Source organism: Pseudomonas sp. UBA7530, assembly GCF_002479365.1.
GTDB lineage: Bacteria > Pseudomonadota > Gammaproteobacteria > Pseudomonadales > Pseudomonadaceae > Aquipseudomonas.
In genome coordinates, this window is record NZ_DLMS01000003.1 from 168,530 (window position 1) to 186,804 (window position 18,275).

21 protein-coding genes and 1 pseudogene are annotated in these 18,275 nt (G+C 63.2%); 12 read left to right on the forward strand and 10 right to left on the reverse strand.

Annotation, left to right across the window (positions count from 1 at the left end; genetic code table 11):
- Nucleotide 1: 1 nt before the first annotated feature.
- A complete protein-coding gene (locus B2U07_RS06695; RefSeq protein ID WP_275545832.1) occupies nt 2-496 on the reverse strand; it encodes a phosphate-starvation-inducible protein PsiE in 495 nt (164 codons plus the stop codon).
- Between the two features lie 262 nt (nt 497-758).
- Between B2U07_RS06695 and B2U07_RS06700 the strand changes: the two genes are divergently transcribed.
- A complete protein-coding gene (locus tag B2U07_RS06700) occupies nt 759-1,022 on the forward strand; it encodes a YebG family protein (protein ID WP_090434336.1) in 264 nt (87 codons plus the stop codon).
- A gap of 37 nt (nt 1,023-1,059) precedes the next feature.
- Here B2U07_RS06700 and B2U07_RS06705 read toward each other — a convergent pair whose 3' ends face one another.
- Complete coding sequence (locus B2U07_RS06705; RefSeq protein WP_275545833.1) at nt 1,060-1,302, reverse strand: hypothetical protein; 243 nt, start codon at nt 1,300-1,302, stop codon at nt 1,060-1,062.
- 82 nt (nt 1,303-1,384) lie between these two features.
- Between B2U07_RS06705 and B2U07_RS06710 the strand changes: the two genes are divergently transcribed.
- A complete protein-coding gene (locus B2U07_RS06710) occupies nt 1,385-1,789 on the forward strand; it encodes a DUF488 domain-containing protein (RefSeq protein WP_275545834.1) in 405 nt (134 codons plus the stop codon).
- Nucleotides 1,790-1,814: 25 nt separating this feature from the next.
- Here the strand turns inward: B2U07_RS06710 and B2U07_RS06715 are convergent, their stop codons facing one another.
- Nucleotides 1,815-2,837 (reverse strand): Glu/Leu/Phe/Val dehydrogenase dimerization domain-containing protein, encoded by a 1,023-nt coding sequence (locus B2U07_RS06715; RefSeq protein WP_275545835.1) that lies wholly within the window; start codon nt 2,835-2,837, stop codon nt 1,815-1,817.
- Nucleotides 2,838-2,937: 100 nt separating this feature from the next.
- Here B2U07_RS06715 and B2U07_RS06720 point away from each other — a divergent pair, with 100 nt between their 5' ends.
- The 7 genes and pseudogenes from B2U07_RS06720 to B2U07_RS06750 all read left to right on the forward strand — a co-directional run bounded on the left by B2U07_RS06720 (nt 2,938) and on the right by B2U07_RS06750 (nt 8,678).
- Nucleotides 2,938-3,741 carry a SirB1 family protein gene (locus B2U07_RS06720; RefSeq protein ID WP_275545836.1) on the forward strand — a complete coding sequence of 268 codons (804 nt, stop codon included), beginning with the start codon at nt 2,938-2,940 and terminating at the stop codon, nt 3,739-3,741.
- Between the two features lie 176 nt (nt 3,742-3,917).
- Nucleotides 3,918-4,571 (forward strand): annotated as a pseudogene (locus B2U07_RS06725) (DUF3313 domain-containing protein).
- A 77-nt stretch (nt 4,572-4,648) separates the two neighbouring features.
- Complete coding sequence (locus tag B2U07_RS06730; RefSeq protein ID WP_275545837.1) at nt 4,649-4,999, forward strand: DUF3302 domain-containing protein; 351 nt, start codon at nt 4,649-4,651, stop codon at nt 4,997-4,999.
- A gap of 2 nt (nt 5,000-5,001) precedes the next feature.
- On the forward strand, nt 5,002-5,961 hold the full coding sequence (locus tag B2U07_RS06735) for an HlyD family secretion protein (protein ID WP_275545838.1): 960 nt from the start codon (nt 5,002-5,004) through the stop codon (nt 5,959-5,961).
- Nucleotides 5,962-6,025: 64 nt separating this feature from the next.
- On the forward strand, nt 6,026-6,394 hold the full coding sequence (locus tag B2U07_RS06740; protein ID WP_197856172.1) for a DUF5064 family protein: 369 nt from the start codon (nt 6,026-6,028) through the stop codon (nt 6,392-6,394).
- 50 nt (nt 6,395-6,444) lie between these two features.
- Nucleotides 6,445-7,773 carry a putrescine-ornithine antiporter gene (gene potE, locus B2U07_RS06745; RefSeq protein ID WP_275545839.1) on the forward strand — a complete coding sequence of 443 codons (1,329 nt, stop codon included), beginning with the start codon at nt 6,445-6,447 and terminating at the stop codon, nt 7,771-7,773.
- A gap of 11 nt (nt 7,774-7,784) precedes the next feature.
- Nucleotides 7,785-8,678 carry an amino acid ABC transporter substrate-binding protein gene (locus B2U07_RS06750; RefSeq protein ID WP_275545840.1) on the forward strand — a complete coding sequence of 298 codons (894 nt, stop codon included), beginning with the start codon at nt 7,785-7,787 and terminating at the stop codon, nt 8,676-8,678.
- Between the two features lie 8 nt (nt 8,679-8,686).
- Here B2U07_RS06750 and B2U07_RS06755 read toward each other — a convergent pair whose 3' ends face one another.
- From B2U07_RS06755 to B2U07_RS06765, 3 genes are all read right to left on the reverse strand, one after another.
- Nucleotides 8,687-9,043 (reverse strand): PilZ domain-containing protein, encoded by a 357-nt coding sequence (locus B2U07_RS06755; RefSeq protein ID WP_197856175.1) that lies wholly within the window; start codon nt 9,041-9,043, stop codon nt 8,687-8,689.
- 59 nt (nt 9,044-9,102) lie between these two features.
- Nucleotides 9,103-9,525: a DUF4124 domain-containing protein gene (locus tag B2U07_RS06760; protein WP_275545841.1), complete on the reverse strand. Its 423-nt coding sequence runs from the start codon at nt 9,523-9,525 to the stop codon at nt 9,103-9,105.
- Between the two features lie 74 nt (nt 9,526-9,599).
- Nucleotides 9,600-9,974 carry a tetratricopeptide repeat protein gene (locus B2U07_RS06765; RefSeq protein WP_197856177.1) on the reverse strand — a complete coding sequence of 125 codons (375 nt, stop codon included), beginning with the start codon at nt 9,972-9,974 and terminating at the stop codon, nt 9,600-9,602.
- A gap of 233 nt (nt 9,975-10,207) precedes the next feature.
- On the opposite strand from B2U07_RS06765, the gene B2U07_RS06770 reads away from it, so the two are divergent.
- Together B2U07_RS06770 and pyk are read left to right on the forward strand one after the other, a co-directional pair.
- A complete protein-coding gene (locus B2U07_RS06770; RefSeq protein ID WP_275545842.1) occupies nt 10,208-10,435 on the forward strand; it encodes a universal stress protein in 228 nt (75 codons plus the stop codon).
- 71 nt (nt 10,436-10,506) lie between these two features.
- Nucleotides 10,507-11,958 (forward strand): pyruvate kinase, encoded by a 1,452-nt coding sequence (pyk, locus tag B2U07_RS06775; RefSeq protein WP_275545843.1) that lies wholly within the window; start codon nt 10,507-10,509, stop codon nt 11,956-11,958.
- A gap of 62 nt (nt 11,959-12,020) precedes the next feature.
- Here pyk and B2U07_RS06780 read toward each other — a convergent pair whose 3' ends face one another.
- Genes B2U07_RS06780 through B2U07_RS06790 form a run of 3 tightly spaced genes read right to left on the reverse strand, consistent with a single transcriptional unit; the run spans nt 12,021 to nt 14,909 of the window.
- Nucleotides 12,021-12,794, reverse strand: coding sequence for an enoyl-CoA hydratase (locus tag B2U07_RS06780; protein ID WP_275545844.1), 774 nt, complete (start codon nt 12,792-12,794; stop codon nt 12,021-12,023).
- Nucleotides 12,795-12,850: 56 nt separating this feature from the next.
- Nucleotides 12,851-13,789 carry an iron-sulfur-binding ferredoxin reductase gene (locus B2U07_RS06785; RefSeq protein ID WP_296276459.1) on the reverse strand — a complete coding sequence of 313 codons (939 nt, stop codon included), beginning with the start codon at nt 13,787-13,789 and terminating at the stop codon, nt 12,851-12,853.
- Nucleotides 13,782-14,909 carry a GGDEF domain-containing protein gene (locus tag B2U07_RS06790; protein WP_296276461.1) on the reverse strand — a complete coding sequence of 376 codons (1,128 nt, stop codon included), beginning with the start codon at nt 14,907-14,909 and terminating at the stop codon, nt 13,782-13,784. Before B2U07_RS06790 ends, B2U07_RS06785 begins: the two co-directional genes overlap by 8 nt.
- 290 nt (nt 14,910-15,199) lie before the next feature.
- Here B2U07_RS06790 and B2U07_RS06795 point away from each other — a divergent pair, with 290 nt between their 5' ends.
- Nucleotides 15,200-16,723, forward strand: coding sequence for a fumarate hydratase (locus B2U07_RS06795; protein WP_197856182.1), 1,524 nt, complete (start codon nt 15,200-15,202; stop codon nt 16,721-16,723).
- A 67-nt stretch (nt 16,724-16,790) separates the two neighbouring features.
- Here the strand turns inward: B2U07_RS06795 and dsdA are convergent, their stop codons facing one another.
- Nucleotides 16,791-18,140: a D-serine ammonia-lyase gene (gene dsdA, locus B2U07_RS06800; protein WP_296276463.1), complete on the reverse strand. Its 1,350-nt coding sequence runs from the start codon at nt 18,138-18,140 to the stop codon at nt 16,791-16,793.
- Nucleotides 18,141-18,275 lie beyond the last annotated feature (135 nt).

The window sequence follows — 18,275 nt, forward strand, 5'->3', positions numbered from 1 at the left end:
CCTAGTCGGAGGTATCGTCGCGCTCTGCCTCGGCGTCCTCGCGGTTGCGCGCCTTGCTGCGAGGGTGCGGGCCGACCACGGCCGGAAAGCGCGACGAGGCGTAGCGCACCACCAGAATCGCCAGGGCCAGCAGCAGAATCGCCCCAGATACCATCACCACACCCCAGCTCGGCTTGTGGGTGTGGGAGATGTCGGAAATCAGCAAGCGGGTCAGCGCAGTGATCGCCACGTAGATCATGAAGCGGATCGGCATGTGGTTGGTCTTGAAATAGATCCCCACCATCGCCGCCAATTCCAGGTAGATGAACAGCAGCAGAATGTCATCGACCGTGATGTGACCCTTCTCCAGCATGCCGATAAAGGTCATCACCCCTGCCCACGCCGTGATTGCGCCGATGGCAAACAGCGCCAGGTAGTGGAAGGCCTCCATCAACAGATTGCCCAGCGACTCCGCCAGGCCATGCATGCCCTCACGCAGACGTTCCGCCCAATTCATCCTTCACTTCTCCCCAAGACCAGCATGACGTCCGGGCATCCGACATAGATGCCCGCTGACGAGCATGCAGGAAAAACACCAGCCTGAGGATGATGCAGCGATGTGACGGAAAGACACAGGCGGATGGCCGGTATCAGCCATGACTTCTATCCTGTGTCGGACGCAATACTGGCCAAAAGGCAGCGAGTCCTTTATTCTCGCCACCACTGTATAAAAAACCAGTTAAATCCAACGACACATATGAAGGCAGAAGAGGTGATGAATGGCCGTCGAAGTGGTGTACCGCAGCAGCCGCGATCCGGAGCGCTTGTTCATGGATAAGGCCGAAGCCGACCGTTACGACAAGATGCTGGAACTGGCCGAGCGCCTGAGCGAAGTCCTGCACAAGGCGGTTCCTTCCCTGAGCGAGGAACAGGGCGAGGAGCTGGGTATCTTCATGGCCAAGAACCGCGACGTCTTCGCCAAGGCGTTCAAGAGCCAGCCGGACGCGCTCGACGAGCTGGAAATCGACGCCGCCAGCGAATGACCGGGAACCGCGGCCCCGTTCCCAACGGGGCCTAGACCTATGCGCGACTGACGGGATACTGCGCTGCGGCCTGCTCCAGCCAGACTGGCAGTTCCCGCCGCTTTACGCCCTCACGCCGGGCACGGGCCAACTGCTCCAGCATGTACTGACGCTTGTGCTGGTCGCCTTCGGCGAAGGACAGCGCAAGGTCACGATCGGTCCACTGACGAATCCGGCGAAACAGCCACCAGTGAAAGTAAAGGCCGGCTGCAGTGGTGAAGACGATAATGAAATAGTCCATGGTGAGTCCTCCTTTCACCACGCTAATCGAGCCCGCAGGCGTCGCCAAGTGCGGCATTGCCGCAGGCGATGGAGGCAGGTCGATGATCCAGTGCAAGCGGGTTTATCTCGACGCAGAATCCAGTGACGGCCAACGCGTATTGGTTGACCGATTGTGGCCTCGCGGTCTGTCCAGGGATGCCCTGGCACTCGATGAATGGCTACCCGACGTCGCGCCCTCCAGCGAACTGCGTAAGTCCTTCGCCCACCGCGCCGAGGCCTTCGATGAATTCCGCACAGCCTACCGCCGCGAACTGACCGGGCGCCCCGAGCATTGGCAGCGCCTGCTGCACTGGGCGAGAAGCGGCACACTGACGCTGCTCTACGCCGCGCGCGACGAGGCGCATAACAACGCACGCGTACTGGCCGAATTTCTCGAAGATGAACTGCAGCGCCATGACTCGCCTAGTTCGCCGGTGTGCTACCAGGGCGAATTCGACGGCCATTGATCGCGCAGGAGCGCCCGGATAGCCGCTATATGCCGTACAGCAGGCGCTCGGCCAGGAAGTCGGCGACGCGCGCCGGAGAGCGTTTTTCAGCTTGCGCGTGGGCGTAGATTTCAGTCAGGCGTCGGCTGATCTGCGCCAGATGTGCGGTGATCGCCGATAGTTCCTCGCCGCGATGACGCAGCGCCACGTAAATCAGCCCACCGGCATTGAGCACGTAATCCGGCGCGTAGAGAATGCCGCGCGCCTCCAGTTGGTCGGCGACTGCGGGGCTGCTCAACTGGTTGTTGGCCGCACCAGCCACCGCTGCGCAGCGCAGATGGGCGACCGTCTGCGCATTCAGCACGCCACCGAGGCCGCACGGCGCAAGGATGTCGCAAGGCGTGCCGAGCAACGCATCGCTGGCGACCGGATGTGCGCCCAACTGCTCGACCGCCAGCTGCACGCGCCCGGCATCGAGGTCGCTGACCAGGAGCTCAGCGCCAGCGGCGTGCAGTGCTTCGGCCAGGGCAAAACCTACATTGCCCAGGCCCTGCACGGCAACCCGCAGTCCTTCCAGATCATCGCTGCCCAGGCGCGCCTGCGCTGTGGCACGGATACCCGCGAACACCCCCAGCGCCGCGTGCGGCGAAGGATCGCCCGCGCTGGTAGTGCTGGTGGCGTGGTTGGTGTGCTGAGCGATGCAATCCATGTCGGCGCTTGAGGTGCCGCTGTCGATGGCGGTGATGGAGCGCCCATTGAGCGTCTCGATGAACCGCCCGAAGGCTTCGAACAAGGCGGCACGGCTGGGCACATGCGCAGGGCGGATGATCACCGCCTTGCCGCCGCCATGATCGATACCGGCCAGCGCCGCCTTGTAGCTCATGCCCTGAGCCAGACGAATGGCGTCGCCAATGGCGCTCTGTTCATCGGGATAAGGCAGGTAACGGCAACCGCCGAGCGCCGGCCCGAAGCGGGTGTTGTGAATGGCGATAACGGCCTTGAGGCCGCTGGCCGGGTCCTCGGCCAGGTGCAGGGCCTCGAGGCGGGCGGCTTCCATCATGCTGAACATGCCTGCGCTCCCGGTCGGACTTCAGGCCTCAGTATAGGAGAAGCCACTGGACGACGACCCGGTCAGCGGCTACAAGAGCAGAAGTTCAGCGGAGAATGCGATGAGTCCACGCCAAGCCTGCCTGCAGTGCCTGCAACGCGATCCTCCCGCCCTGTTCGAGGCGGCGCTGTGGATTGCCGCTGAACACGATGACCACCTGCAACCCGCCCAAGTATTGAACGACCTGCACAGTCTGTTGCTGCAGGTCAGCGCCGGACTGCCCGCCCTGCCCGCTCGCGAACTGGCCCAGCCGCTGCTGCGCCGGCTTGCCGAACTGGATTTTCAGGAGGACGACGAAGGTGCCACGCGGCCGCGCCACGCACTGCTCCATGAAGTGCTGCGGCGCCGACGCGGCCAGCCGCTGGCGCTCGCTCTGATCGCTCTGGAGGTGGCGCGCCGCCTGGACATTCCGCTGCAAGGCGTGAATTTCCCCGGACATTTCATGCTGCGTGTGCCGGGCGCCGATCACCTGCTAGACCCGTGCGGCGGGCGCCGCCTGTACACCCGCGACTGCCGCGAGCAGCTCTATCGCCAACTGGGAGCGAACGTCGAACTCAAAGCCGAGCACCTGCAGACGGCCGACGCCCAGGCCATGCTGCGGCGCCTGTCGCGCAATCTACGTCAGTTGCACATGCAGTGCGATGCCCCGGACGCAGCACTCAAGGACGCCGAGCGAGTCCTGCTGCTGGGACCACCCAACCTGGCCGACCACCTGGCGCGAGCCGATGTCTACCGGCAACTCGACTGCCCGCAGGGCGAGCGCTACGACCTGGAGCGCGCGCTGCTGTTTTGCGAAGAGGACGCCCAGCGCCTGAGACTGAGCGAGCGCCTGCGCAGCCTGCAAAGGGCATCGGCGTTGCACTGAGAGGGCCGTGGTTCGGGCGTTTCAGCAGGCCTCCAATTTTTTTCGCTTCCCCATTGAACTTTATTTTCCTCGACTACACTCCTGGAGAACGCGGCACTCTCTGCCAGTACTTGGGCGCTGCCGATCAGGCAACATTTCATTACTGTATGGAGACTTAAGATGCAAAGCTCTTGGGTATGTCGTTATTGGCGGCACTCATGGGAGCAGCCGCATGATCCAGCACTACGGTCGCACCCGAGCAGTACTCGGGTTTCCTGCAAGATTACAGCCGCCTCAGCGAACAGCAGTCGCCCTCCGGGGCACATGTGGCACGCTGGGTCGATCCGGATCTGCAGATCGCCCGTTATAACCAGTTGTTCCTCGAGCCGAGCCAGTTCTATCCAAAGCCTCAGCCAAGCGCTCGCCTGTCGCAGGATACGCTGCGAGACATCACCCAGTATTTTGATGCGGCGCTGCGGCGCGAGCTGAGCAAGGTCATGCAACTGACCGACTCGCCTTCTACCGGCACCCTGGTGCTGCGTCCGGCCATTACAGCCGTCGCGGTATCCACCGAAGGCCTGCAGCCCTATGAAGTCATTCCAATCGCACTGGTAGTGGCGGCCGCGAGCACTGCGGCCGGAACGCGCGATCAGCAGGTGGAGATCGCCACCGAAGCGGCAGTGATCGACGCGCAGAATAACCGTGTCATCGCACAGGTTGTACGCAAGGGCGCGGGCGTGAATCTGGAGAACGATCAGCAGGTGCTCAGCGTCGATAACGTCAAGCCAGTGATCGATGGCTGGGCCAGCGACATGCGCCAGTCCATCGAGCAGATCAGAGCGAAGCGCTAGCAACACCGGCTCGGAGCCGTCGCGATCTCACGAGCGGCACCGCCCAGACTGTCAGATCGGATGATTCGGAGGGCCGTATGCTGGACTACTTCGCCTTGGGTGTACTGATATTCGCCGCCATAGTGCTGTTCTACGGCGTCATCGCAATTCACGACATACCTTACGAAATCTCGGTACATCGCAAACACCCACATCAGGATGCCATCCACGTGGCAGGCTGGGTCAGCCTGTTTACCCTGCACGTGCTCTGGCCGTTCCTGTGGATCTGGGCAACCCTCTATCGCGAGGATCGCGGCTGGGGCTTCAATGCCTCGCCCAAGGAGTACTCTGCACGCCTGCAACTCATGGAACAGCAGGTGGCTGAGCTCAAGGCCCGGCTGGACGCGATGGAACGGCAGACCAAAGAACCAATCGCGGCAAGGGACTGAGCATGGATCTGCTGCTGATACTGACCTATACGGCCATCTGCGTGGCTATCTTCAAGATCTTCAAGATCCCGCTGAACAAGTGGACGGTGCCAACCGCAGTACTCGGCGGAATCGTACTGATCGGTTCGCTGATATTCCTGATGAACTACAACCACCCCTATTCGGAGGTGTCGCGCAGCTACTTTGTCAGCACTCCGATAGTACCGGCAGTGAGCGGCCAGGTGATCGAAGTGCCGGTGCGAGGTAACCAGTTGCTGGAAAAAGGCGACGTGATCTTCCGCCTCGACCCCACCCCCTTCGAGAATCGCGTGCGCTCCATCAGGGCCCAGCTGGTGTCGGCCAAGGGTGATCAGTTTCGTGCAGGCGAACTGGTCAAGCGCAACCTGGGCAACCGACGCGATTTGGACATCACCACGGCTCGCGTGGACGACCTGCAGGCGCAGCTCAATATCGCCCAGTTCGAACTGGATAACACGGTGGTCCGGGCGCCATCACGCGGCTACGTGACGCAAGTTGTGCTGCGCCCGGGTATCTACGCAGTGAAGATGCCGCTGCGGCCATCGGCGATTTTCATTCCTCAGGAGGAATATTTCTATGTGGCCTGGATGCGCCAGAACAGCCAGTTACGCCTGACCCTGGGCGATAAGGCTGAAATTGCCTTGGACGGTCTGCCTGGCAAGGTTTTCCAGGCGCAGGTTAAGCAGGTGCAACCGGTGATAGCCGAGGGTCAGGTTCAGCCCGGCGGCAGTCTTGTAGGTGTGACCGGCGCCATGCCGGCCGGTCGCGTGCCGGTTGTGCTGGAGATCACCGACCCTGCCTTCGAACCTTACAAGGATCTCATACCCGGCGGCGCCTACGGCCAGGCGGCGCTCTATTCCGAGCACTTTCCTCATGTGGCAATTCTGCGCAAGGTGCTCCTGCGGATGGCCGCATGGATGAACTACATCTTCCCCTTCCACTGATCCCTATCTGCAACCGGCGGCGCCCAGCGAAAGCGTGACGCCGCGTCACACACAGGAGCCCAACATGTTCGAGCCTGGCCACCTCAACCGTAAGAAACAACCAGGAATACCCGGCGTCCCGGACTTCGACATCGATGTTTATTACGACGTCCTCCGTGACCCCAAAGAAGGTGTTCTGCTGCATTTTCGCATGAGCGGCCATGTCAACGGCCGTAGCTTCACCGATGAGTTCAACATGCACCGTGATACCGCGTTCAACTTCGCCAGCCGCATCGCCAAAGCAGCTGCGAAACAGGGGCTGCCGGTGAATGCCAGCCCAATCATGCGCAGCCACAGCGAGTACGACGCGATGTTCGCGGATATCCGCAAGAAGTTGGATATCCGCACCGGTGATCCGGTTAATTTCGACAATCTGGAAAAAGACGGCTTCTAGCGTTTCGTTCTGCGCCCACGTCCACTTATCTCAAGCGTGAGGAACGGATCATGGCCGACGCAAGCAAGAAGATGGGCCTTGTAGGCCTGACCACCCTTGTGGCGGTCAACATGATGGGCTCAGGCATCATCATGCTGCCTTCGAGCATGGCTCAGCTGGGTGCGATTTCGTTGCTGTCATGGGTAGTCACGGCGGTCGGCTCAATGGCGATCGCTTATGGCTTCGCACAGTGCGGCATTTATTGCCCGCGGCCCGGTGGCATGTCTGCCTACAGCGAGGAGGCGCACGGCAAGTCCGCCTTCTTCCTGTGCTCTTATCTGTACTTTCTCTCGCTGGTGATAGGCAATGTGGCCATCGGCATTTCAGCCGTCGGCTATCTCACCCCCTTCTTTCCCTGGTTGGGCAGCGGCGCTGCAGCTCTGGTAGCAGGAACCATCGCACTCATCTGGCTGACGATACTGGCCAATCTTGGCGGCCCCAGCGTCACCGGGCGCCTCGGCGCAATAACAGTATGGGGCGTTATTATTCCCGTGGCGGGCCTGGGCCTGATCGGTTGGTTTTGGTTCGAGCCGAGCCTGTTCAAGGAAGCCTGGAACCCCAATGGCCTGCGCACCAGCGATGCCATCGCGCAAAGCATTCCGCTCACCCTCTGGGCGTTTCTCGGTATGGAGTCGGCGGCGCAGAACTCCGATGCTGTGGAAAACCCCAAGCGCAACGTCCCACTCGCCTGCCTGCTCGGCACGCTTGGCGCCGCCGTGGTTTATGTGCTGTCTACCAGCGTGATTCAGGGAATCGTTCCCAATCCACAACTGGCGAACTCCAGCGCCCCCTTCGCGCTGGTCTATGCGCAGATGTTCAACGACAGTGTAGGCAACATCATCATGGCCCTGGCGGTGATGGCCTGCCTGGGCTCGCTGCTGGGCTGGCAGTTCACCCTGGCACAGACTGCCAAAGTCACCGCAGAACAGGGAATGTTTCCCAAGCTGTTCACCCGCGTCAGCTCTCGCAACGCTCCGCTCATCGGCCTGCTGTTCTGCGGTGTTCTGCAAACCCTGATCGCGTTATCGACCATCTCACCGAATGCGAGCGCGCAGTTCAACAAACTCGTCGGCCTGGCTGCCGTAACCAACATTATCCCCTACATCACCTCCCTGACCGGCCTGCTGGTGATCATGTACAAGGCCCAGGTCGAGCCGCGGATATTCCGCCGCAACGGCGTGATACTGCTGGTGGCCATGCTGTACTGCTTTTACGCCCTGTATGCCTCGGGCCTGGAGGCAGTGTTCGGCGCTGCCCTGGTGATGGTGGTGGGCTATCTGCTGTTCGGCGCCATTGCCAAACGCTTCGTCGGCGCGCTAGACAACCTCGGCCGGCCATAGGAGCTTCCAGCATGCCTATTCGATATCTGGTCCGGCTACTGTTTCTCTGCGCATGGCTGCCGATCGTCGCTAACTCCGCCACCCTGGAGCGCATCCGTGACAACGCCAAGTTCGTGCTCGGCTTCGTGCCAGGTGACCTGCCGTTCTCCGACGGTGACGCCAAGCAGGCCAACGGCTATGCCATCGATCTGTGCCAGCAGGTCGCCAGCCTGATCAGGGAACAACTGGCCATGCCCGAGTTGCAGGTGCGCTATGTGCCTCTGACCACCACGGATATGCTCGATGCGGTGGCGGACGCCAGGGTCGACATTCTCTGCGCGCCCGTGGTGGAGAGTCTGGAACGTCGCCGCCGGGTCAGCTTTTCCCTGCCGATCTTCACTGCCGGCCTCGGGGTGGTCGTGCGGCAGGACGCTCCAGCGACCCTGATGCTGCCGCTCAAGGGCGAAACGGCTTACCGCGGTCCAACGTGGCGCGCCACCATCAATCAGGGCTTGAGCCGTCACAGCTTTGCCGTGATGAAGGGCACGGTGAGCGTTGACTGGGCTCAGACGCGCATTCGCCAACTCGGCCTGCAATCCAGGCTGCTCGAAGTAGACAGTAACCAGGAGGGTGTCGAGCAGGTCGTCACTCGACAGATTGATGCGTTCTTTGCAGATCGCCTGGTGCTGCTCAACTATCAGACGCAACATCCGCAAGGCGCTCAGCTATGGGTCCCGGAGCGACTATTCGCAGTAGAATCGGTGGCCATGCCGCTTGCACGCGATGACGAGGACTTCCGCCTGTTGGTCGATACCGCGCTGAGCCGCCTGAATCGCTCCGAGGATGGCGAAGCTCTTTACCGCCGCTATTTCGGCGATCTCAGCGAGCAAGGCCGAATGATGTTGCGACTCAACTCACGTCCCTGAGCTGAATATCAGGCCGAAGCCGCCAGACTGTGAAAGCTGAAGTAGTAACGCAGAGCGTCGATCAGCTCGACGTAGTCCGCGGGTGGTGCGACCAAAGCGAAGCCGGAATCGTAGACACCGGGGTTGACGTCTTCGCGGCACCACTGGCAGTTGGCGGAAAAGTCGATGAAGTGAAGGCCATGCTGGCCGGGAATCTTCAGGCGCATGTCGAAACGCGCGCCCACCAGCATCGGCAACTGACTGATCAGCATCAGGCCGTCGAGGGAGACATTGCCGATGGAGCCCATCGGTTTGTCGGTAATGCGGTTGAACACCTTCAGGTAGTAGGGCAACTGATGGCGTTCGATTCGGCGCTGGCTACGCATGCTGGCATATCGCTACAAGGGGCCTTGAGTATGGCCCTACTGCGGCCATGAAACCACCCTCAAGTACAGCGTTGGGCTATCCGCTCGCGCAGCTGGCGACGAGCGGTGTCTGTTTCTACATCACTGTAGTAGATGCGCTCGCCATTGGCGCCTTCACGGTAATAGCGGTATCCCTCCGGCATCTGCTCCAGTCGCCGGCGCAGCTCACGGCATTCACCGGCGCGTTCCTCGCGCTGCGCGGTTGCCGTGGCCGCAGCCTGCTGCTGCTCCTCACGACGGGCGTCGTAGAAGCGCTGCGTGCGCGCCTCTCGCTCCCGGGTATGGGCGTCGCGCTCAACCACCTGCGGCTTCACCTCTACGGTCTCGGCCCCTGCCACCGGGCGCTGAGCGAAATGCACCCGGCCCTGCTCGTCCGTCCAGCGATAGATCTCGGCCGTTGCCAGCGTTGGCAGGAGCACGGCGATCAGCAATAGGTGACGCATGTTCATCCTCCATGAAGGCCATGCGCCAGCTTATACCGCGCTGCGGCGCCGAGAAATGCCAGGTGACCGAAGGTTCAGAGTGCTGCGGGGCTGGCCTTGGCCGCAGTTGCCGGGCGGTGATGGCCCAGTTGCTCTAGGGTCTGCAGACGGGCACGGGCGCGGTAGGCGTATTCGCTGGCCGGGTAGCGCGCGATGATGAACTGATAGGTCTGCGCTGCGTCGACGAACAGACTTTCACGCTCCAGGCATTGGCCACGCAACAGTGAAATCTCCGGTTGCAGGTAGCTGCGCGAACGGCTCTTGCGCTCGGCCTGCGAAAGCTCAAGCGCGACCCGGGCGCAATCGCCTTCGTTGTAGGCGCGATAGGCGTTGTTCAGATGATGGTCGAGCGAGACGCGGGTGCAACCCGTGGCTGCCAGGGCCACGGCCAGAATGATCAGGGTACGCATGGGCAAGTCCTCCAGTGAGCAGTGTATCGACAGCGCAGGGAAAAACTGAACAGCGACGAACCTCCGATGGGTTTTGCCCGTAGCACCTTGGCGCTGAACGGCGCGCTGACCAGCGCCGTGCCGCATCGGCCGTCGAAACAGCGCGCCACTGCCACATCTGCGGCTCGACGCCGAGGTAGCGCAGGCATATGACGACTACGTGAACAGTGGTGAATACCGCGAAGCTTCGACAAGTGTTGATTGCCCAGTACGTCCTCGATCAGGCGCAGGCCCACCTGCCGGACGGATTTGCCAAGGAAGTCGTCCGGCATTTCGTGCGCGAGCACAATATCGGCCTGCTGAGGATGGGTACCATCGCCCGCGGCCATCTGGACAACCTGTTGATCGATCACACCGCGCAGCGGGTGCTGCAACGCCTGGAGTGCGATCCGCTGGTGATCAAGCCGGACGGCAAAGGGTAGTGCACAGGAACAATGACTACAGCTGAACGTCGTAGTAGCCTCCCTGACATCGATCACTAGGGAGTTCGTGCATGACCTTTCGCCGCACCAAAATCGTCGCCACCCTGGGCCCGGCCAGCAGCTCGCCGGAAGTGCTGGAGCAACTGATCCTCGCCGGTCTCGACGTGGCCCGCCTGAACTTCTCCCACGGCACGCCGGACGATCACAAGGCTCGCGCCGCCCTGGTCCGCGAACTGGCCACCAAGCACGGCCGCCATGTCGCCCTGCTCGGCGACCTGCAAGGCCCGAAAATCCGCATCGCCAAATTCGAGAACAAGCGTATCGAGCTCAAGGATGGCGACCTGTTCCGCCTCTCCTCCAGCCACTCGCGCACGGCCGGTACCCAGGAAGTGGTCGGCATCGACTACCCGGCGCTGATTCAGGACTGCGATGTCGGCGACGAACTGCTGCTGGACGACGGCCGCGTGGTCATGCGTGTCGAGCTCAAGGGCGCCGACGAACTGCACTGCCGCGTGGTGATCGGCGGCCCGCTGTCGGACAACAAGGGCATCAACCGCCGCGGCGGTGGCCTGACCGCCCCGGCGCTGACCGACAAGGACAAGGCTGACATCAAGGTCGCTGCCGAGATGGATCTGGACTACCTGGCCGTGTCCTTCCCGCGCGATGCCGCGGACATGGACTATGCCCGTCGCCTGCTCACCGAAGCCGGCGGCACTGCCTGGCTGGTGGCCAAGATCGAACGCGCCGAAGCCGTAGCCGATGACGAAGCCCTTGACGGCCTGATCCGAGCCAGTGACGCGGTGATGGTGGCGCGTGGCGACCTGGCCGTGGAAATCGGCGACGCCGAGCTGGTCGGCATTCAGAAAAAGATCATTGCCCACGCCCGTCGTCTGAACAAAGCGGTGATCACCGCCACGCAGATGATGGAGTCGATGATCCACAGCCCGATGCCGACCCGCGCCGAAGTCTCCGACGTGGCCAACGCCGCGCTGGACTACACCGATGCGGTGATGCTGTCGGCCGAGAGCGCCGCCGGCGAATACCCGGTCGAAGCCGTGCAGGCCATGGCCCGCGTGTGCCTGGGCGCCGAGAAGCACCCGACCAGCCAGAAATCCAGCCACCGCATCGGCCGTCAATTCGAGCGTTGCGACGAGAGCGTGGCCCTGGCGACCATGTACACCGCCAACCACTTCCCGGGCGTCAAGGCCATCATCAGCCTCACCGAGAGCGGCTACAGCCCGCTGATCATGTCGCGCATCCGCTCGTCGATCCCGATCTTCGCCTTCACCCCGCATCGCGAAGCCCAGGCCCGCGTGGCGCTGTTCCGAGGCGTGTACACCGTGCCGTTCGACCCGGCCTCGCTGCCGGCGAACAAGGTCAGCCAGGCGGCGGTGGACGAGTTGCTCAAGCGCGGCGTAGTGGAGCCGGGCGACTGGGTCATCCTGACCAAGGGCGACAGCTACCACGGCACCGGCGGCACCAACACCATGAAGATCCTCCACGTCGGCGATCAGATGGTGTAAGCCATCCGTGGATGCACAAGGCCGCTCGATGAGCGGCCTTTTGTTTTGTGGGCGGGCGCAGCCTATGCGAAGCGAGAAAAATCCGGCTTTCTACGCTGCATGAATGCCGTCAGCGCCTCGATGGCCTCGGGCGAGCGCAGGCGCTGGCCGAAAAGAGCGCCCTCCTCCTCGATCACCTTGCGCAACTCCTCGCGCCCCGGCGCATGCATCAGGCGCTTGCTGTCGGCAACTGCCGATGGCGCCAGTTCGAGAAAACGTTGCGCCATCTCACGGGCCTTGCTCAAGGTCGCCGCACCATCATCGAGTGCCTGATTGGCGATGCCCCACGCCGCCGCCTGCTCCCCTGTGAATGACTGGCCTAGCAACAGCAGCTCGGCAGCACGCGCGTGCCCCAGCAAACGCGGCAAAATCAGACTGGAGCCGTATTCAGGGCACAGCCCCAGGTTGACGAAAGGCATCTTCAGCTGTGCATCGCGGGCGACATAGACCAGATCGCAATGCAGCAGCAAGGTGGTGCCGATGCCCACCGCCGGGCCGGCCACGGCGGCGACCACCGGCTTGCTGAAGTCGAACAGCGCGCGCATGAACTGGAATACTTCACTGTTCAGCCCGTTCGGCGGCGCCTGGATGAAGTCGGCGACATCGTTGCCGCTGGTGAAGCAGTCCTCGCCACCGGTCAGCAGCACCACGCGCACACTCGTATCGCGTTCGGCCTCGTCCAGCACCTCGGCCATGCCGGCGTACATGGCGCGGGTCAGCGCATTCTTCTTGTCCGGGCGATGCATGCGCAGGGTCAACAGACCGCCGTCGCGTTGGATATGCAGGTGTTCGCTCATGCCTGGGCTCCAAATAGCGCGTCGCATGCACCGCCATCGAGCCTGAACGGCACAGCCTACGCGCGTGTGAGAAAGACGTCGGCGAGCATCTGACTGCGCGGCAAACCGGCCATGTAGAGGCGCCGCGCGAAGCTGTCGACCGCCTTCGGATGGCCGCAGAGTAAGGCGAGGGTCTGCCGTGAAACAAGGCGCAGTTCGGCCAAAGCAGCCGGCAACTGCGCCGCCGTCACCAGCTCCACCTGCAAGTTGGCATGCTGCCCCACCAGCGCCTGAAGCTCGCTGGCCAGATAATGCTCGGCCGGCTCGTGGGCCACGTGCAGCAGGCGAATGGCGCCCTGATGCTCCTGGCGCAATGCCTCACGCAACACCCCGTACAGCGGCGCCAGTCCGGTACCAGCGGCCAGCAGCCAGAGCGGGCGCGCCTGCCAGTCAGGGTCGTGATGCAACGCGCCGCCACGCAACTCACCGAGACGCAGCCCATCGCCGACCCGCAGGCGCCGCGCTGCATCACAGAAGGCCCCCGGCTTGCGGCAATCGATATGGAACTCCAGCCAGTCGTCTTCGCCCGGCACGCTGGCCAGTGAATAAGGCCGGGCGACTCCCTCTTCGCTCCACAGCAACAAATGCTGGCCGGGGCGATAGCGCAGCGGCCGCGCCGGTTGCAAGCGCAGACGCAAGACCTGCGGACTGGGCCAGTCAAGAGCAACCACTTTCGCGGCCAGGCCATCGCGCTGTGGGTCGAACGGCTCGATTTGCAGATCGCCGACGATCTGACACTGGCAGGCCAGGCGCCAGCCCTCGGCACGCTTGTCGGCCGCCAGCGCCTCGGGCTGAAGGTCCAGTGGCTCGCCGTCCACGCAACGTATCAGGCAGGCGTGACAACTGCCGGCACGACAGCTGTAGGGCACGGTCACAGCGCCCGCGAGCAGTGCATCGAGCAAGTTGGTTTGTTGAGCGACCTGCAACAGCTGGCCACCGACACGCAGTTCAGGCACCCGCACGCTCCCAGCTGGCATCGCAACGATTACGACCGCCGCGCTTGGCCTGGTAAAGCGCCTGGTCGGCGCGCTGCAGAGCTTCGTCGAGGTCATCGCCAGCGACCAGCAGCGTCATGCCGGCGGAAAGGCTGAGATCATCGATCTTCACACCCACCGGCTCGGCTTTGGCGAACGCCTCGCGCAGCCGCTCGCAGCAGGCGGTGAACTGATCGGCATCGGTATTGGGCAGTAGCAGCACGAACTCCTCGCCGCCATAGCGGGCAATGATGTCGCCGTCACGCAGACAGGCTCGGGCCACCGCGGCGAAGGTTTGCAACACCCGGTCGCCGACGGCATGGCCGTGAGCATCGTTGATTCGCTTGAAATGGTCCAGGTCGATCAGCGCCAGGCCGTGCTGACGCCCATGCCCGAGGTGCTCCAGCTCACGACTGGCCAGGCGCAGGAAGTGCCGGCGATTGAACAGCCCGGTCAGCTCGTCGGTAGCGACCAGTTCTTCGAGCTGACGCATCATCCCGCGCAGGGTGTCCTGATGCGCCTGCAAGGCGAACCGGCGCTGGCGCATGCGTTTGCGCATGGCCTGCACGTAGCTGGAAAACAGGCACAGCCAGACCAGCAGGATGAACAGCACCCACACCTGCAGCCAGGCCATGCTCGGGTCCACCAACTGCATGCGATAGGCCTCCACCAGCACCATCGCGGTGAAACCGAAAAAAGCGAAGGCGGCGCACCGTGCGAACACCCGGGGCGGCAACTGGAACACGCCGAACAGCAGGATCAGCACGTAGAAGACCATCATCACGCCGCGTGCGCTGTCGAACAGCCCCAGCACCGGTGGCTGCCAGGCCAGCGCGACCAGCACCTGAGCCTGGGTCAGGCTGGGGTCCTCGTAACGCAGATTGCGCCCGGAAAGAAACAGCCAGAGAAATACCAGCTGACTGCCGAACACTCCAAGGCTCAGCCAGACGGCCGTGCTGATGGAGCCGAGAAACAGGCCATTGAAGACGGCGAACCAGCAGACGAGCGCCATCATCGCGTAGGTAGCGAAAGCCATGGCGAAGCGTTTGAGCAAAAGGCTTTGCAGGCTACGCTGCGCGCCCCGACGAGTGGTTGAGCTCATGGGCTCCGTCCCATACTGGCATCTGGCCGTTACTCTACCCCTGTGATCACAGATTGCCTAGCGAGCCGATGAGCGCGCACATGGCTAGCATCATCGACCTCAGGCGACTGTGCCCTATCCGACCGGCGCGGTATACTGCCGCGCCTTTTTTGCTGCTGCCCCTGCATGGCGGCCACCTAAGCAGACCGTCGCGGGGCGACGTGAAAACCGCTCCCGACAGTTTTTCGCCGTTGCGCCGGGTCGTTGTCCGGCGCTTCCTTGTAGATGTTCCCTGATAGAGGAGCGCCCCAATGACCGTGATCAAGCAGGACGACCTGATTCAGAGCGTTGCCGACGCACTGCAGTTCATCTCTTATTACCACCCCGTCGACTTCATCCAGGCCATGCACGAGGCCTACCTGAAGGAAGAGTCGCCGGCCGCCAAGGACTCCATGGCGCAGATCCTGATCAACTCGCGCATGTGTGCCACCGGCCACCGCCCGATCTGCCAGGACACCGGCATCGTCACCGTATTCGTCAAGGTCGGCATGGACGTGCGCTGGGACGGCGCCACCATGAGCGTCGACGACATGATCAACGAGGGCGTACGCCGCGCCTACAACCTGCCGGAAAACGTCCTGCGCGCCTCGATCCTGGCCGACCCGGCCGGTGCCCGCAAGAACACCAAGGACAACACCCCGGCGGTGATTCACTACTCGCTGGTGCCCGGTGACAAGGTGGAAGTGGACGTCGCGGCCAAGGGCGGCGGCTCCGAGAACAAGTCGAAGATGGCCATGCTCAACCCGTCCGACTCGATCGTCGACTGGGTCCTGAAGACCGTGCCGACCATGGGCGCCGGCTGGTGCCCGCCAGGCATGCTCGGCATCGGCATCGGCGGCACCGCCGAGAAGGCTGCGGTGATGGCCAAGGAGGTGCTGATGGAGCACATCGACATCCACGAACTGCAGGCCCGCGGCCCGCAGAACCGCATCGAGGAGCTGCGTCTGGAGCTGTTCGAGAAGGTCAACCAGCTGGGCATCGGCGCCCAGGGTCTGGGCGGCCTGACCACCGTGCTCGATGTGAAGATCATGGATTACCCGACCCATGCCGCGTCCTTGCCGGTGTGCATGATCCCCAACTGCGCCGCTACCCGTCACGCCCACTTCGTGCTCGACGGCTCGGGTCCGGCCGAGCTGGAAGCACCGGATCTGGACGCCTACCCGGAAATCGTCTGGGAAGCCGGCCCGAGCGCGCGCCGCGTCAACCTCGACACCCTGACCCCGGAAGAAGTGCAGAGCTGGAAGCCGGGCGAGACCGTGCTGCTCAACGGCAAGATGCTTACCGGCCGCGACGCTGCGCACAAGCGCATGGTCGACATGCTGAACAAGGGCGAGCAACTGCCGGTGGACCTCAAAGGCCGCTTCATCTACTACGTCGGCCCGGTCGATCCGGTCGGTGATGAAGTGGTTGGCCCGGCTGGCCCGACCACGGCCACGCGGATGGACAAGTTCACCCGTCAGATCCTCGAGCAGACCGGCCTGCTGGGCATGATCGGCAAGTCCGAGCGTGGCCCGATCGCCATCGACGCGATCAAGGACAACAAGGCCGTGTACCTGATGGCCGTCGGCGGCGCCGCCTACCTGGTGGCCCAGGCGATCAAGAAGTCCAAGGTGCTAGCCTTCGAAGAGCTCGGTATGGAAGCCATCTACGAGTTCGAAGTCAAAGACATGCCGGTGACCGTTGCGGTCGACACCAACGGCGAGTCCGTACACATCACCGGCCCGGCGATCTGGAACAAGAAGATCGCCGAAAGCCTGGCGGTGGAAGTGAAGTAAGGCAGCTGCAAGCGACCAGCTTCTAGCTGCAAGGAGAAGCCCGGCCAAGTGCCGGGCTTCTGCGTTTTCAGGCGCCCTGCAACAGCTGCCGGCCACGCGCCAGGTAGCTGTCCATTTCAGCCTGCGGCACCATGCTGCCGCCCGTTGCCCAGACCAGATGCGTCGCCTGCGCCATGCGCTGCGGTGTCAGACCCATGCGCTGGCGGTAGCCCTGCTGCTCGCCGAGCACGTGCAACACACCCGGCATACCGGCCAGGGCCGAAGGCTCCAGACGCTGGCCCTCGGTCTGCTCCAGCAACGCCAGGTAGCGGAAGAGTCGCTCGTCGCTGACCGTGTAGTAACCATCGATCAGACGTTGCATGGCGCGGCCGACGAAACCCGATGGCCGCCCTACCGCCAGGCCATCAGCCGCGGTGCGGTTGTCGATACCGAAATCCTGCACCGCCAGCTCTTCATGCCGGCCGGTGTGCACGCCGATCAGCATGCACGGTGAGTGCGTCGGCTCGGCGAACAGACAGTGCACTGCATCGCCAAACGCCAGCTTAAGGCCGAAGGCCACGCCACCCGGCCCACCACCGACGCCACAAGGCAGATAGACGAACAGCGGATGCTCGGCATCGACCACGACACCGGCCGCTGCCAGTTGCTGCTTGAGACGTTCGCCGGCCACCGCATAGCCGAGAAACAGGTGCCTGGAATTCTCGTCATCGACGAAGTGGCAGCGCGGGTCGGCCTCGGCCTGCTGCCGCCCCTGCTCCACGGCGACGCTGTAATCGCTGGCGTACTCGACCACCGTCACACCATGGGCGCGCAGCTTGTCCTTCTTCCATTGGCGCGCATCGGCGGACATATGCACGGAGGCCTGAAAACCCAGGCGCGCGCTGATGATGCCGATGGACAACCCGAGGTTGCCGGTGGAGCCGACGGCGACCTGATAGCCGCCGAAGAAGGCGCGCATCGCATCGCTGTCGAGGCAGGCGTAATCGTCGTCGAGGTCGAGCAGCCCGGCCGCCAGCGCCAAGTCCTCGGCATGCTTGAGCACCTCGTAGATGCCGCCACGGGCCTTGATCGAACCGGAGATGGGCAGATGGCTGTCGCGCTTGAGCCACAGCGCGCCGATTTCTTCTTCGGCCTCTTCACGCAGCAGCGCCTGTATCTGCGGCAAGGGCAGAATATCCGACTCGATAATGCCGCCGCTGGCCGCCGTCTGCGGGAACGCCCGGGCCAGGTAGGGCGCGAAGCGCTCGAGACGCGCGCGGGCGTCGGCCACATCGACAGCGCTCAAACCGACATCGGCCAGTGCTTCGGCAGCAGGCGCCACGGCGGGGTTGAACCAGCTGGTTTCGCGCAGGGCGATCAGCTCGTCGAGCAGCGGAAACTGCGCGCGCCATTGCGCGAGCGACTGGCCAAGGATCATGCGGCACTCCTCATAACAGGCAGTGAACAGTGCGCATTAGACGACGCCCGGGCTGATCTGGCAAAGGTCGCAGCAGCGGCCAGCCAAGCGGAACGATAACGGCCTGGTGATGGCCTAAGCTGAAAATCGACCAGG